The following is a 13511-nucleotide window of genomic DNA, read 5'->3' as shown; positions in this document are numbered from 1 at the left end:
TAAACTATTTATTTTTTTCGATAACTTCTTCTACAAAAACACGTCTGCTGACTGCATCATACGCTTCAGTTTCGCCCAATTCCACAAGGTCTTGTCCGGCAGAAGTTCTCATAGAATAGTTGGCTAAATTTCCTGTTCGTCGGCAAATTGCGTGAACTTTGGTCACATATTCTGCAGTGGCCATCAGATTTGGCATTGGCCCAAATGGTCGTCCAAGAAAATCCATATCCAAACCAGCAATCACGACTCTTATTCCGTTGTTTGCCAATTGATTAGCGACGTCAACAACGCTTTCGTCAAAAAATTGAGCTTCGTCAATCGCCACTACGTGACAATTTGAACCCAGCAAAAGTATTTCGGATGGACTTTCAACAGCTGTACTTCTGATTTTATTTTGGTTGTGGGAAACCACATCCTCGTCAGAATATCTCGTATCGATTTTCGGTTTGAAAATTTCCACATTTTGACCAGCCATTTCTGCACGGCGAAGCCTTCGAATCAATTCCTCCGTTTTGCCGGAAAACATCGAGCCACAAATAACCTCCATCCAACCACTTTGTTTGGAATGATTGATTGTATTTTCTAAAAACATTATTAATTTAGCAAAAAATTGTTTTAAAATTCAATTAAGAAAAACTTAACGAAATCCTTTTACAGAACAAAATTGTTCTTAAATTTATAAACATCAAATTTAAGTAAAAATTAATAAGATTTATTATGCAAAACTTGCAACATCCATACGAAGAAATTTTCGTTGAAATCAAGATTCTACTGACAGAATTGTCGAATGCCGATTCCTATGAAAATCTTTTGACCAAAGAAAATCAGCTGAATCAGCTTTATCAAAAATTCTCTTTTCTGAAAATTTCGAATGAATTTGGTTTTTCGCCAACCACAAATGAAGCGTTAGAAGTTACTGAAAATCAAGAAACAAACCTTGATTCTAATTTGATTTCTGTTGAGGAATTTGAGGATGAAAATAAAGTGGCGGAAATCATTGTGGCAGAAACTGAGGTTCACGATATTTTTGATGATGTTCCTGATGTTGAGGAAGTTCATTCATTTAAAGAAATTGATGAGCAAGAGCATTCTCAGGAAGATGTGCTTGAGGAAGTTTCCAATTTTGCAGAAATCGAATCTCAAGAAAATGAAGTTGAAGAGGAATTTCAATCTGAAGAAATTTCAGTCTTAGAAGATGAATCTATAGATGAAGTTTCCAGTTTTTCAGAAATTGATTCTGAGGAAAATGAATTGGTGGAAGAAGTTTCAAACTTCGCTGAAATAAATTCTGAAGAAGAGCAGAGTGAGGATGAAATTCACGGTGAAGATTCGCATATCGTAGAAAATAAATCTGTTGAATCTGTTTCGAATTTTGACCAAAACAATTCTGAAGAAAATAAGCTTGAGGAACAAATTGAAGAAAACGAATTTGTTTCTGGAATTGAGGAAAATCTGTTACAAGACAGTTCTCAGAAATTAGAGCCGATGCAAGACAGCCAGTTCTCTTTTGCGATGAACAGAGAAGAAGTTCAAGCTCCGAAAGAAGAAAATTACGAAGAACGACTTGCTGAGAAAGAAGCTAAACTAAAAGAATTAGAAGAGAACCGTAGAAAAATTGTGGAGCTTTCCAAAAATACAGTTCCACAGGAAAAGCCAAGGCAAGATTACGAAACGCAGGACGAACATCCGGATAAAAAATTCAAGCTCGCAAATATCAAAGGTTTGAAAGTGGCCAAATCGCTTTTCGATGATGACCATTTGGAAGATATGGAGCAACATCAACCAAAACAGGAATCCGGAAGCCTTTTGAAAAACAATGTGCCGACAGATTATATGGAAGCGCCAAAACCAAAACCGGAATTCAAGCTCGACCTTAATGATAGAATCGCTTTCTCCCAACATCTTTTTGACGGAAGTCAAAGTGAATTGAATCAAGTGGTTACGGTTCTTAATTCTTTTACTTCGTTGGATAAGGCTCAAGAATTTTTGAGCGATATCTATTACGAAAGAGATTGGAAAAAAGTGGATAGTTATGCGCAAAGGTTGTGGACTTTGGTGGAGAATCGGTTTTTGTAGATTACTGTGAATCCCTAAGATTAAAATCTTAGGTTGGGAAATCGGTCGTCGCTTTGCGACTTTGAGTTCCATAGGAACGATTGATTTCCCAAGGTTGGAATTTATTCCAACCAAGAAAAGTTGAAAAAAAGTAATATGTCAAACACTTATGTAAAACTTTATGTGCAAGCAGTTTTTGCAGTTAAGTATAGGAATTCTTTGATAAAAGAGAGTTTCCGAAAAGAGTTGTTTGCGGTCATTGGAAATTTGATAAACGAAACTGGTTGTAAAACCATCATTGTTAATGGCGTTGAAGACCACGTTCATTGTTTCTTCACGTTAAAAACTACGCTTTCTCTTTCTGATGTGATGAAAAGTGTGAAAGCAAAGTCTTCAAAATGGGTTAATGAAAGCAGATTATTAGACGAACGTTTTGAATGGCAAAGAGGATTTGGTGGTTTTAGTTATAACCAATCTTCAATTGATAAAGTGTATAAATATATTGAAAATCAAGAAGAACATCACAAAAATCAAACTTTCAAAGATGAATATCATCAATTGTTGAAAAAATTTGAAGTGGATTATGATGAAAATTTTTGGTTTGAGGACTTGGCTTAAGCTGTTGATGATATCCTGAGATTAAAATCTCAGGTTGGAAAATCGGTCGTCGCTCTGCGACTGTGGCTACAAAGAATAGTTCCGTAGGAACAACTGATATTTTAGCGTTGGAATTTATTCCAACGAAATGTAGACCAAAGATATTTTAGAGTTGGAATTTATTCCAACAAAATGTTAACGTGGGAATTTATTCCAACGAAAATGAAAAAAGAAATAAATGAGTGGAATTTTATATTTCGTACCAACGCCAATCGGGAATCTGGAAGATATGACCTTCCGTGCGGTTAAAGTGCTGAAAGAAGTTGATTATATTTTGTGTGAGGACACCAGAACTTCGGGATTTCTCCTGAAGCATTACGAGATTTCAAAACCTTTGAAGTCCTATCATTTGCACAATGAGCACAATATGACGGAGAAAGTCATTAATGATTTGGAAAACGGACAAACGATTGCGATTATCACGGACGCAGGTACACCAGGAATTTCTGACCCAGGTTATCTTTTAGCAAAAGCTTGTGCGGATAAAGATTTGGAAATGATATGTTTACCAGGCGCAACAGCCTTTGTTCCAGCGCTTGTGGTTTCCGGATTGCCAAATCACGATTTCTATTTCGCAGGATTTCTTCCTCAGAAAAAAGGACGACAAACCAAACTGAAACAATTGGCAGAAGAGAAGAAAACCATCGTTCTCTACGAAAGTCCTCACAAAATCAATACAACCTTGGAGCAAATCAAAGAATTCTTCGGCGATGAGACCAAAGTCAGTTTGAGCAGGGAGATTTCCAAGAAATTCGAAGAGACAAAACGTGGGAGTATTGATGAGTTGATTGCATTTTCCAAAAGCAAAACTTTGAAAGGCGAGATTGTTTTGATTGTGAATAATTCTTAAAATACTATTTTTGCCATAACAAATAGAAAATACGATACAACTATATGGGACTATTAGAAGGAAAAGTTGCAATCATCACAGGTGCAACCCGAGGAATCGGAAGAGGAATTGCTGAAGTTTTTGCCAAAGAAGGAGCAAAGATTGCGTTCACTTACGCCGGTTCTATTGAGAAAGCCAAAGAATTGGAAGCAGAATTGAGCAAAACGACTCAAATCAAAGGCTATCAGTCAGATGCGTCAGATTACGATGCCGCTCAGAAATTGGTAGATGATGTTTTGGCAGAATTCGGAGCGATTGACATCTTGGTAAACAACGCAGGAATCACGCGTGACAATCTGTTGATGAGAATGTCAAAAGACGATTGGGATATGATTATCAAAGTGAACTTGGACTCCGTTTTCAACCTGACAAAAGCCGTTATTAAACCAATGATGAAAGCAAAATCCGGTTCCATCATCAATATGACTTCCGTGGTTGGCGTGAAAGGAAATGCTGGACAAGCAAATTACGCAGCTTCTAAAGCTGGAGTGATTGGTTTCACAAAATCTATCGCTTTGGAGTTAGGTTCAAGAAACATCCGTTGCAACGCCATCGCACCAGGTTTCATCGAAACCGAAATGACCGCTGCACTGGACGAAAAAACCGTTCAAAACTGGAGAGACGGGATTCCGTTGAAACGTGGCGGACAGCCCGAGGACGTTGCCAATGCGTGCGTTTTCTTCGGGAGCAATATGTCATCCTACATTTCCGGTCAAGTCCTGAATGTGGACGGCGGAATGTTGACTTAAAACATTGATAATAAAAATATTACAAAGGCTTTTGACGCGTTCAAGAGCCTTTTGTTTTTTTAGGAGCAAGACGTTTCAATTTCTTTTCACCTTTCCAACCCGCTATCCACTATATCTTTTTTGTAATTGCGAACGGCAGAAAATCCTTTGATCCACGTTAGCATCACAATTACAAAAAAGGATGCCGTTCCTATCGGGGCTATGTTGAGGATTTCCATCATCTTTCAACTAAAAAAATGCAGATTCCATACCTAGTTATGTATTCATTTTCAAACAAAAGCTTCTTAATCCAAATCCTTTTCAAGCAGTTCCAAAGAATCAATCACGGTTGAAATTTTCTCGTTTTGTTTTTTGATCTGTCGTGGTCTTAGAAAAAACCAGACAATGGCCAACCACAAAAATGTCAAGCCGTAAGCCAATATCCATCCGATTCTGGGCATCAACAAAGCAAATTCATATAAGTAAAAAGCAAAACCAGTAGTCAATAAAATATAATAAATGCTGATTCCCTTAGTCTGCATATATAATTTTTGTCGCTGTAATTTTTTCAAAGAAGCAAGATACTCTTGATTGCTGATCGACGGATTGATTTTCCGAATGACATTGATATCCTGAGAAAACAAATAAATGTAAAGTACCAAAGCAATCAAAATCAAAATGATTCCTAAAGTGGTCGTAAACATTTTAAAATCAATCAAATTCCAAATGAAGATAATCATAACAGTCGTAAACGAAAGACTGAAGATGTGCCACGTTGTAGATTGTAATTGTTTCTTTTTATACTTATCAGCGGTAGATTTTATTTCTTGGATGTTAGGAATTTCCGCATTTTTCTTGTTCCAGATGTCTCGGAAATTGATGTTATCTGTTTGCATAATTCTTAAATTTTTCGGTTAGTTTTTCTTTGATTCTATGGATTTTCACTCTTACATTCGCTGGCGAGATTCCGACGACTTCCGCAATTTCGGCCTGTCTCATCTCTTCAAGTTCAAGCGAAATAATAATCCTCTCCAATTCCGGTAATTCCGAAATGCATTGATAGAGGAAATCCGTCATTTGATCTTTTTCCAGCTTGTTGTCTTTTTCAGAATTATCTTTCATTTGATAAGGCAATTCGCTTTTAGGCATTCGTTTTTCGATATTGATTTGCCTTAAACAAATGTTGGTCGCAATCCTGTAGATCCAAGTCCCAACTGCAGATTCCTGTCGGAACTTTGGCAACTGTTGGAAAACCGCGACAAATGTTTCCTGACAAAGATCCTTTGCCTGCTCATCGTCATTCACATATCCCATACAAAGCCGAAATATCTTCTTCCAGTAATCGTGATATATGCCTTCGAAGTTTAAGTTCTGCATTGGTCGTTTTTAGAGTTTAGAGAACATTCAACCAAAAATGTTACAATCTTAGTGAAGATAAAATCTTTTTATTATTCTTTAAAGAATTAATTATGGTGAGAATTTCTACTTTTGCCCAATGTTAGAAATTCTTTATCAAGACGACTATCTTATCGCCATCAACAAACCGAGTGGGCTTTTGGTTCATAAATCAAAATATGCTGGTCCAGCAGACGAATATGCCGTGGAGAAATTGACAAATCAAATAGGAAAAAAAGTTCATCTTGTTCATCGTTTGGACCGAAAAACATCAGGCGTTCTATTATTTGCTTTTGATAAAGAAATACTCAAATTAGTGAGCGACCAGTTTATGAATCGAGAAGTGGAAAAGAAATATCTGGCAATTCTCCGCGGTTGGACAAAAGAGGAAGAAACGATCGATTATGATTTGACCAATGAAAACGAAATCGTTCAAAATGCAATCACTTACTATCGTCGTCTGCAAACTTCGGAAATTGACTTGCCATTTCTAAAACATCCAACCTCGCGCTATTCTTTGGTAGAGGCAGTTCCCGAAACCGGAAGATTTCATCAACTCAGAAAACATTTCAAACATATTTTGCATCCGATTCTAGGTTGTAGAAAACACGGTTGCAACAAGCAAAACAAGCTGTGGCTCAATAGTTTTGATGTGACTGCAATGCCGTTACATTCTCACCAGCTCAATTTTAAACATCCCATTACAAATCAACATATTTCCATCAACGCAAGTCTCAATGTGAATCCTGATTTTTTGCAAATCGGAAAAATATTGGGTTTTGATTTTGAAGACTACAAATAGAAAAAGCTTCTCAAATTCTGAGAAGCTTTCCAATCATTTTTACTATTTATTTTACTTTTTGATGATTTTCTTGCTCACCACATTGTTGTCAGAAGTCACGATTCTAAGAACATAAACACCTTTTGGAAGCTGAGAAACGTTGATCTCGGTTTTGTTGCTTTCCAATAGTTTTTTGCCATTCATATCGTACAGCGATGCCGATTTCAGGTTCTTGCTGTCAATTTTCACAACGTCAACCACGGGGTTTGGATACACCAAAACTTTTGCTTTTTCAGCCGGAACTTCATTATTTGAAAGAACATCAAGATTCAAATTGTAGCCCAAAAGACCAATGTCAAAACTTGCAATGTAGATGTAGGCATTCTTGTCGGAGAAATCTATCGTGATAGAATTGGATTCCGCTTGCAAAGTTTCGTCTCTGTCAACTGTTTCCCAAATTTCACCATTGTTCACAGAATAATGGATGTTGAAAATATCATCTTGACTCGTATAGGTCGTTGCAATCAAAATACCTGTATTCACATCAGAATAAGCGACTTGGTTTGCGAAAAAATCTGAAACTTTGGTCCAAGTCAATCCTTTGTCAAGAGAGGTGAAAACGCCCACCGAAGTTCCTATCGCCAAACGATTGGTATTGTTAGGATCTTGAGTGATGTCAAAAATGGCAGTTTCCGGCGTGATCTCGTTTCCGATCGTAACCGGCGTCCAAGTCTCTCCGCCATTGTTTGTCGAGTAAACTTCGGATCCAATCAAGATCAAGAATTCATTCGAAATATTATTTTGATGTAATAATTTGAAAACCGGATTCTGCGTAGGCAAAGGAATATTGGTAACAACGATATTATTTTCATCATTGAAATTGACCTTGTTCAACTCGCCTTGATCCCAATTGTTAAAAGTTGTAAACACTTGATTGGTAACTTGAGGATCTGGAATCACATTCGTTAAGCCAGCAGAAAAAGTTTCTAGAATTGATTTGAAATTGGCGCCAAAATCATCACTTACCGATAACGTAGCTCCCATAAATCCACCTTCGAAAGAATAAACACGGCCTTCTTTTTTAGAATCTGCAAGATATGCTGTTCCACCGCTGTTACTAAAGATATTAAGCGGTACGATGTTGTGAGGTGTTTCGGAATTGTCTGCAAGATTTCTGTGGACAAAACCACCTTGAACATTGTAATATAAATGTTTTGAAGTTTCATTCTCGAAGAAATTCACACGGCCTGTGGAACTGTAAAATGGTGTTTGGATTTGCGTCAAAGTCTCTCCATTATCCGAAGAAAACAAAGGTTTGTAATTCGCCGTAATGAATAATTCTCCCTCTTTGTAAGGATTGAAACTCGCCTTGATTCCGTAGTAGTAGCTGTCCAAGTTGTCGTACGGATATTCTACATTTTGCCAAGTATTTCCGCCATCTTTTGTCGAGATGATCTCGTCTTCCTCCAAAACGATCACGTGCTTTGTATCGTACGGATTGAATTTGATGGCGATGATGTCGTTCAGTATTCCATTGGTTCCGAACGTAATGTTTTTATCTTCCCAAGTTTCACCTCCGTCTTTAGAATGATGAACTTTCTCAGGTGCCATTCCGAAGCTGATTCCCGTTCCAACATAGATTTCGTTGGGATCTTTTGGATTGAATTCCAAAGTGCTCAAAACGCTTCCAGACAATTTTTCTGTGAAAGTGTCTCCAGCGTCATTAGAAATCATCAATCCTCCCGAAACGCCTTCGCTTCCGTTTCCGTTGGCAAGGTAGATTTTGTTTTTGTCGGTTGGTGCAAATGCCACGTAACTCGTGATGATATTGTTGTTATCCTCTGCGGAGAAGTAGATTTCTTTCCAATTTGCACCGCCATCTGTGGTTGTGTAAACGCGGTTAGCAGTTCCCCAACCATAAGGAAATTGAGAACTGATGATCAAATTGTCTTTGTCGCTTTCGAAGAAGTTGTAGGCGCTAACGTAAGGGATTTCAGATGAATTTGGTAAGGTGTAAGTCTTCGTAATGGTTTTGGTTGGGATATCCAAAATATGCAAAACGCCAACACCATATTGCACGGTAGTAAATGAGAGGAAACTTCCGTCCTTGCTGATATTCAATTTTGAAATACTTACGCCTCCGCCAATTTCTGGAAGAGAATAGAAAACCTCCCAAGTGTTTCCGTTGTCTTTGGAAACCACAATGTGACTCGAAAGCGTGATGGCGTAGATCGTGTTTTGTTCTTGTACGCTGTAAGTAAGGTCGAAGATTCTTCCGAACTCATTTTTTCCCAAAACGTCAGTCTGGGCATTGGCATTCGTTGCAAAAAGCGCAAACAAAAGGCCAGCTAAAACAGTAAATTTTCTCATATATCTAATTTTATACTCAAATGTTGTGATAAAAATTAGCAATTCAAAAATTAAGGGCGGAAATAGTAGGACGAGCAATCAGAAATAGTGTGACAAATTTGCTAAATGCTTGTAATATAGTTATATAGGTCAAGGTTATCATCTTGCTCCATTTTCTTGATGATCCGCTCTTTTCGCTTCCTGCAAGCCTCTGTTGTGATGCTCAACAGCGAAGAAATCTCCTTCATCGACAAGTTCATATAAACATAGGAAAGAAACCGAATGTCATTAGAATTAAGATCTGGATGGAGCGTTTTAATTTTCGAAATAAAACCTTGATTCACCTCTTCGAAATGGATGAAAAAACTTTCCTCTTCTCTGCTTTGTCTCTGGAAAATCTTAAGTTGCTTGATGATGTTACTGACGTCCTGATTCTCAAAATCATCTGTTTGTCTAGAAAGCGTTCTCACGAGGTCGTCTATCAATTCAATTTTTGTGGTGAGTTGGAGCGCTTTGGTTGTGAGTTTCCTGTTCTTGGCTTCGATCTCATTCTTGTATTTTTCTTCTTCCAACAATGCCAGGACTTCTTTTTCTTTTAATTGATTTTCAAGGATTTCCTTATTCTTTTTCTCTTTTTCAAGTTCCAGTTTTGCAATCTCAGCATTGCTTTGTTCGATGATCTTCTGCTGTTTGTTTTTAACGATGCTGTTTCGCAACGCCCAGAAAACAATCACAAATACAAAGATGGCGAGCAAAATTCCTTTGATGAAAAATGAACGTTCGGTTGTCAATTTCTCCTGACTTTCCGCCAAATTCTTCTGTGAATTTTGAAGTTCAAATTTAATCTTGCTATTTTCGAAAAGCTGTCCATTCTTGATTTTGTTCACAGAATCTTTGATGACCATAATGGAATCTTTGTAAGAAACAGCACGCTCAATGTTGTTCTCTTTTTTGTACAATTGGCTGAACTTCTCGAAGATGTTTTCCTTGAAATCGTAATTCAGATTGCTTGCTTCCGCCAATTTCAAATAATGAAAAGATTTCTGCAAATCATTTTTCTGTTCCGCAATGGTAGAGAGATTGTAGAAAATTTGGGTTTTATATTCCGAATGTTCTACGCCGTTTAGCTTGGGCAAAAGTTCGGTGGATATCTTCTCAGCTTCATCAAATTGCTTCAGATTCACAAGCGTTTCGACGTATGTAGATCTCGCCAAAAGATAATACGGTGAGTCTGACGTGAGTTTCAATGCTTCATCAATATATTTCTTCGCCGTTTTGTAATCTTTCTTTTCATTGGAAACGATGGTAAGATTGATGGCGTATAATCCTTTGGAAATGTTATTGTTAACCTTTCCTGCGAGTTCGTAAGCTTTCAAAAAATAATCTTCCGCTTTGTCCTGTTTTTTGTCTCGGGAATAGAGAATCGCAATGTTGTTGAGAACCGTCATTTCCGATTTTTCATCCAAATGGGCAACGGCAATTTTGTAGGCATCAAGATAATTGTTGAGTGCTTCGCCGTAGTCCAATCGCATATAATAATTCGCGCCGATGTTGTTCGTAGCCAGGAATTCCTCTCGGTACCATTTGTTTTCCTGAGCTATTTTTCGGGTTTTGGTAAGGATTTGAAGAGATTTGGCGTAATCCTTTTTGTTCATCGCTTCCACACCTTCAATGATCATTTTCTCGCAATCTTTTTGGTCGATGGCGAAAATCTGAAAAGGCAACAAAAGCAGAAATATTATAAGAACTAAATTTCTACGAAAACACTTTGGAATCATTTACTTTTTTGGCTAAAAACAAGTAAAGATAATAAAGATTTAGTTCCTGCATTATTTGAATTGTATTAATGGAACTAAAAATAAATTATTATGAGTGAAATTTCAGCCTTAAACAGACTTCTCAAATTTGCCGTAATATTTCCAGAAATTATCGATGTCATCTATTGAAAATTCCTCTTCGTGCCAGTCATTCAAAACGAGGAAAATCTGCTTTTCCTTCACTCGGAATTGCCCAATGAAAAAAGATGCCTTGCTGAAAAATAAACCGTATTGATTGTCCAACGTATGAAGCAAATCCACTTCAAGTTTTTTGAAGAAGGCGATATCTGTTTCACGAAACTGAAAATCGGAATGGTGATTCACAGATTCATCCAACTCCAGGGCAAGAAAATCTTTCGGGCTGTAAATCGGAAATTGGATTTTTGCTAATGATTCCAGACTGTCGTGGAAATCCAAAATCTGAGAAATATGATTGCGGTCGATGAAGGGAATGGTCTTGAAATCTGAAATAATTTCCTGTTCTTTAGTTTCAAAATGGTCGTTGAAGTTTAATATTTCATTGACGGAAAGTTGATTGTTCAACAAGTGGTCAAGCGGAATGCTAAAATAATTGGCAATTTTTGTCACAACGTCAATCTTTGGTTCGGCTCTTAACTCCTCATAAGAAGAAATATTTCCTCTCGAAAGTTCAAAAAGTTCCGCAAAAGCCTGTTGGCTAAAGCCTTTGACCTTTCTGAGTTTCTTGATGTTATGTCCAATTTGGCTCATTTTGCAAAAATATTTATAAAAAGTTGCTAATTATTTTAGCAAATGTATTATATTTGTATCAAACATACAAACAAAAACTATAAAAGTAACTAACAATGGACTTTAAAACTGTAGAGCAATATATTCGTAATCTTGACTACAAAATAGTGCACAAGTCTGAAGAATCGGGAGTTTTCGTCATAGAAAATTCTTTGGATGGCATCCATAATCTGATTGTGGGCATCGCACCGCCGGTCATCATTTTTGAGCAGTATCTTTTTACGATTACGACAGATTCGATGGAAATGTTCAAATCCCTGCTGATGAAGAACAGAGACATGATCCACGGTGCATTTGCAATCACGGAAGATGGTAGAAAAGTGATTTTCCGATATACCTTGCAGATTCACAATTTGGATTTCAATGAGTTCGAGGCAGCCATCAATTCATTGAGTCTCCTAATAAGTGAATATTACGAGCAACTGATTCAATTTTCAAAACTTTAAAACCAAATACAATGAATATTTTTAAAAAAATTTTTAGAATAGGACAAGCGGAGATTCATTCCGTAGTCGAAAAGATGGAAGACCCGATCAAAATGACGGAACAAGGAATCCGCGAAATGCGAGATGATCTTGATCAATCTCTGGAAGCTTATGCAAAAGTGAAAGCCTTGGCGATCCGCACCAAAAACAATGCGGATAAAAAAGGCGAAGAAGCAAAAGAGTTTGAGCAAAAAGCAATTCTATTGTTGCAAAAAGCACAATCCAGCGAGTTGGAAACTGAAAAAGCGGAAGCTCTGGCGAAAGAGGCTTTGATGCTAAAAAAACAATTGGTCTCTGAATCTGAGGAATTAACAAAACAAGCTGAGGTTCATGATAAATCTGTCAATGAGTTGCAAAAGAATATTGATGTTCTTAAATTTAACATCAACAAATGGGAAAATGAACTTTCGACTTTGAAAGCGAGAGTGAAAGTTTCCAACGCGACCAAAGAAGTGAACCGACAAATGGCGAAGATCGATTCAAATTCCACCATCAGTATGTTGGAGAGAATGAAGGAAAAAGTGGAAGAGGACGAAGCTTTGTCACAGGCTTATGGTTCTATGGCTACGGGAAACAAAACCGTGACAGATGAAATAGATGAAGCGCTCGGAACCAATTCTGTGGACAAAGATCTGGAAGATTTGAAAAGGCAACTCGGAATTTAACAACAAAAACTATAAATAATGAAAAAAAGATTTGAATACAAAACGATAGAGATCAAACCAAAGGGAACTTGGTCTTGGAAATTCGACATCGAAGAAATTGACAAGGTGCTTAACAAGTATGGAATGGACGGCTGGGAACTGGTTTCGGTTGCCAGCCGGGATATGAGCGGAACGGCTTACGGATTCCATTACACGTTCAAGAGAGAGATTTAAGGTATCATTGAAATCACAAAAATAAAACTATGACAGAACTCTTTAATCTATTGTTTCATCCGCTTCCAAATGGCGTAATGACCGTACTTACAGGTGTTTCATTGCTGTACTGGGTTTTCGTGCTTTTCTCCGGAGACGGCTTGGATTTCGGGATGGATGCGGATCTGGACGCTGAGGGAATCGGTGATGTGAATGATGTGGACGGCGACGTGCATCACGACCAGCCAGGATTTTTTTCCAAGGCTTTGGATTTCATCAATATCGGGAAAGCACCGTTGATGGTGATTGTCACCTTATTTAAATTCATCGGTTGGATTATCACGATTGTCTCATCGTTGTTTATTTCAATTGGACAATTCGGGTTTTGGTCTTTGCTGATTTTGATTCCCATATTTCTCGTGACCTACTTCATTATGCACTGGCTCACAAAACCGATTGCGAAATTCTACGAAAGCATCGGCTACAAAGGCGAAGAACCACACGATTATTTGGGAAGAACGGGAATTATGAAATCCAGTCTTGCAGGTGAGAAGATTGGTTCTGCAGAATTTGTCATCAACAAAGATGTGATTCGGCTTAATGTAAAAAGCATCGATGGAGCATCTATTGGTTATAATGACGACGTTATCATCATCGATGAAACTAAGGACAAAAGAATATATCTAGTAAAAAAAGAAATTAACATTCATAACATTAAAAATCAATAAAC

At 37.4% G+C, this 13511-nt stretch carries 15 protein-coding genes; 9 read left to right on the top strand and 6 right to left on the bottom strand.

Going from position 1 to position 13511, the window contains the following annotated elements:
- Positions 1-4: 4 nt before the first annotated feature.
- Positions 5-592 carry a thymidine kinase gene (locus IO90_RS02520; protein ID WP_034963598.1) on the bottom strand — a complete coding sequence of 196 codons (588 nt, stop codon included), beginning with the start codon at positions 590-592 and terminating at the stop codon, positions 5-7.
- 125 nt (positions 593-717) lie between these two features.
- Here IO90_RS02520 and IO90_RS18255 point away from each other — a divergent pair, with 125 nt between their 5' ends.
- The 4 genes from IO90_RS18255 (at position 718) to fabG (ending at position 4350) form a co-directional block, all read left to right on the top strand.
- Positions 718-2076 carry a hypothetical protein gene (locus IO90_RS18255; RefSeq protein WP_051878207.1) on the top strand — a complete coding sequence of 453 codons (1359 nt, stop codon included), beginning with the start codon at positions 718-720 and terminating at the stop codon, positions 2074-2076.
- A gap of 135 nt (positions 2077-2211) precedes the next feature.
- A complete protein-coding gene (tnpA, locus tag IO90_RS02510) occupies positions 2212-2673 on the top strand; it encodes an IS200/IS605 family transposase (RefSeq protein ID WP_034963596.1) in 462 nt (153 codons plus the stop codon).
- A 217-nt stretch (positions 2674-2890) separates the two neighbouring features.
- Positions 2891-3562 carry a 16S rRNA (cytidine(1402)-2'-O)-methyltransferase gene (gene rsmI, locus IO90_RS02505; RefSeq protein WP_034963594.1) on the top strand — a complete coding sequence of 224 codons (672 nt, stop codon included), beginning with the start codon at positions 2891-2893 and terminating at the stop codon, positions 3560-3562.
- 44 nt (positions 3563-3606) lie between these two features.
- Positions 3607-4350, top strand: a complete 744-nt coding sequence (fabG, locus tag IO90_RS02500) for a 3-oxoacyl-[acyl-carrier-protein] reductase (RefSeq protein ID WP_034963592.1) — start codon at positions 3607-3609, stop codon at positions 4348-4350.
- 284 nt (positions 4351-4634) lie between these two features.
- Here the strand turns inward: fabG and IO90_RS02495 are convergent, their stop codons facing one another.
- The gene (locus IO90_RS02495) at positions 4635-5225 is read right to left on the bottom strand and encodes a hypothetical protein (RefSeq protein ID WP_034963590.1); all 591 of its coding nucleotides are present in this window, start codon (positions 5223-5225) and stop codon (positions 4635-4637) included.
- Positions 5212-5706: an RNA polymerase sigma factor gene (locus tag IO90_RS02490; RefSeq protein ID WP_034963588.1), complete on the bottom strand. Its 495-nt coding sequence runs from the start codon at positions 5704-5706 to the stop codon at positions 5212-5214. The genes IO90_RS02495 and IO90_RS02490 overlap by 14 nt, the downstream gene beginning before the upstream one ends.
- Before the next feature lie 118 nt (positions 5707-5824).
- Between IO90_RS02490 and IO90_RS02485 the strand changes: the two genes are divergently transcribed.
- A complete protein-coding gene (locus tag IO90_RS02485) occupies positions 5825-6526 on the top strand; it encodes a pseudouridine synthase (RefSeq protein ID WP_034963586.1) in 702 nt (233 codons plus the stop codon).
- Positions 6527-6577: 51 nt separating this feature from the next.
- On the opposite strand, the gene IO90_RS02480 is transcribed toward IO90_RS02485, so the two are convergent.
- The 3 genes from IO90_RS02480 to IO90_RS02470 form a co-directional block, all read right to left on the bottom strand.
- The gene (locus tag IO90_RS02480) at positions 6578-8875 is read right to left on the bottom strand and encodes a T9SS type A sorting domain-containing protein (RefSeq protein ID WP_034963585.1); all 2298 of its coding nucleotides are present in this window, start codon (positions 8873-8875) and stop codon (positions 6578-6580) included.
- Between the two features lie 101 nt (positions 8876-8976).
- Complete coding sequence (locus tag IO90_RS02475) at positions 8977-10632, bottom strand: tetratricopeptide repeat protein (RefSeq protein WP_081871760.1); 1656 nt, start codon at positions 10630-10632, stop codon at positions 8977-8979.
- A 108-nt stretch (positions 10633-10740) separates the two neighbouring features.
- Complete coding sequence (locus IO90_RS02470; RefSeq protein WP_034963580.1) at positions 10741-11400, bottom strand: helix-turn-helix domain-containing protein; 660 nt, start codon at positions 11398-11400, stop codon at positions 10741-10743.
- A 95-nt stretch (positions 11401-11495) separates the two neighbouring features.
- Between IO90_RS02470 and IO90_RS02465 the strand changes: the two genes are divergently transcribed.
- Genes IO90_RS02465 through IO90_RS02450 form a run of 4 tightly spaced genes read left to right on the top strand, consistent with a single transcriptional unit; the run spans position 11496 to position 13509 of the window.
- Positions 11496-11885, top strand: a complete 390-nt coding sequence (locus tag IO90_RS02465; protein WP_034963579.1) for a hypothetical protein — start codon at positions 11496-11498, stop codon at positions 11883-11885.
- A gap of 11 nt (positions 11886-11896) precedes the next feature.
- Complete coding sequence (locus IO90_RS02460; RefSeq protein WP_034963577.1) at positions 11897-12589, top strand: PspA/IM30 family protein; 693 nt, start codon at positions 11897-11899, stop codon at positions 12587-12589.
- Positions 12590-12607: 18 nt separating this feature from the next.
- Positions 12608-12802, top strand: a complete 195-nt coding sequence (locus IO90_RS02455; protein WP_034963574.1) for a DUF4177 domain-containing protein — start codon at positions 12608-12610, stop codon at positions 12800-12802.
- 29 nt (positions 12803-12831) lie between these two features.
- Positions 12832-13509, top strand: a complete 678-nt coding sequence (locus IO90_RS02450; RefSeq protein WP_034963573.1) for a hypothetical protein — start codon at positions 12832-12834, stop codon at positions 13507-13509.
- Positions 13510-13511 lie beyond the last annotated feature (2 nt).

The organism is Chryseobacterium sp. FH1 (assembly GCF_000735135.1).
Classification (GTDB): Bacteria; Bacteroidota; Bacteroidia; order Flavobacteriales; family Weeksellaceae; genus Epilithonimonas.
The sequence above is the reverse complement of the archived record's forward strand: the minus strand, read 5'-3'. Positions and strand labels throughout refer to the sequence as shown.

Bases quoted from the DNA above. Each gene is read 5' to 3' on its own strand.
- IO90_RS02520 (WP_034963598.1), bottom strand. From the start codon at position 592: ATGTTTTTAGAAAATACAATCAATCATTCCAAACAAAGTGGTTGGATG.
- IO90_RS18255 (WP_051878207.1), top strand. From the start codon at position 718: ATGCAAAACTTGCAACATCCATACGAAGAAATTTTCGTTGAAATCAAG.
- tnpA (WP_034963596.1), top strand. From the start codon at position 2,212: ATGTCAAACACTTATGTAAAACTTTATGTGCAAGCAGTTTTTGCAGTT.
- rsmI (WP_034963594.1), top strand. From the start codon at position 2,891: ATGAGTGGAATTTTATATTTCGTACCAACGCCAATCGGGAATCTGGAA.
- fabG (WP_034963592.1), top strand. From the start codon at position 3,607: ATGGGACTATTAGAAGGAAAAGTTGCAATCATCACAGGTGCAACCCGA.
- IO90_RS02495 (WP_034963590.1), bottom strand. From the start codon at position 5,225: ATGCAAACAGATAACATCAATTTCCGAGACATCTGGAACAAGAAAAAT.
- IO90_RS02490 (WP_034963588.1), bottom strand. From the start codon at position 5,706: ATGCAGAACTTAAACTTCGAAGGCATATATCACGATTACTGGAAGAAG.
- IO90_RS02485 (WP_034963586.1), top strand. From the start codon at position 5,825: ATGTTAGAAATTCTTTATCAAGACGACTATCTTATCGCCATCAACAAA.
- IO90_RS02480 (WP_034963585.1), bottom strand. From the start codon at position 8,875: ATGAGAAAATTTACTGTTTTAGCTGGCCTTTTGTTTGCGCTTTTTGCA.
- IO90_RS02475 (WP_081871760.1), bottom strand. From the start codon at position 10,632: ATGATTCCAAAGTGTTTTCGTAGAAATTTAGTTCTTATAATATTTCTG.
- IO90_RS02470 (WP_034963580.1), bottom strand. From the start codon at position 11,400: ATGAGCCAAATTGGACATAACATCAAGAAACTCAGAAAGGTCAAAGGC.
- IO90_RS02465 (WP_034963579.1), top strand. From the start codon at position 11,496: ATGGACTTTAAAACTGTAGAGCAATATATTCGTAATCTTGACTACAAA.
- IO90_RS02460 (WP_034963577.1), top strand. From the start codon at position 11,897: ATGAATATTTTTAAAAAAATTTTTAGAATAGGACAAGCGGAGATTCAT.
- IO90_RS02455 (WP_034963574.1), top strand. From the start codon at position 12,608: ATGAAAAAAAGATTTGAATACAAAACGATAGAGATCAAACCAAAGGGA.
- IO90_RS02450 (WP_034963573.1), top strand. From the start codon at position 12,832: ATGACAGAACTCTTTAATCTATTGTTTCATCCGCTTCCAAATGGCGTA.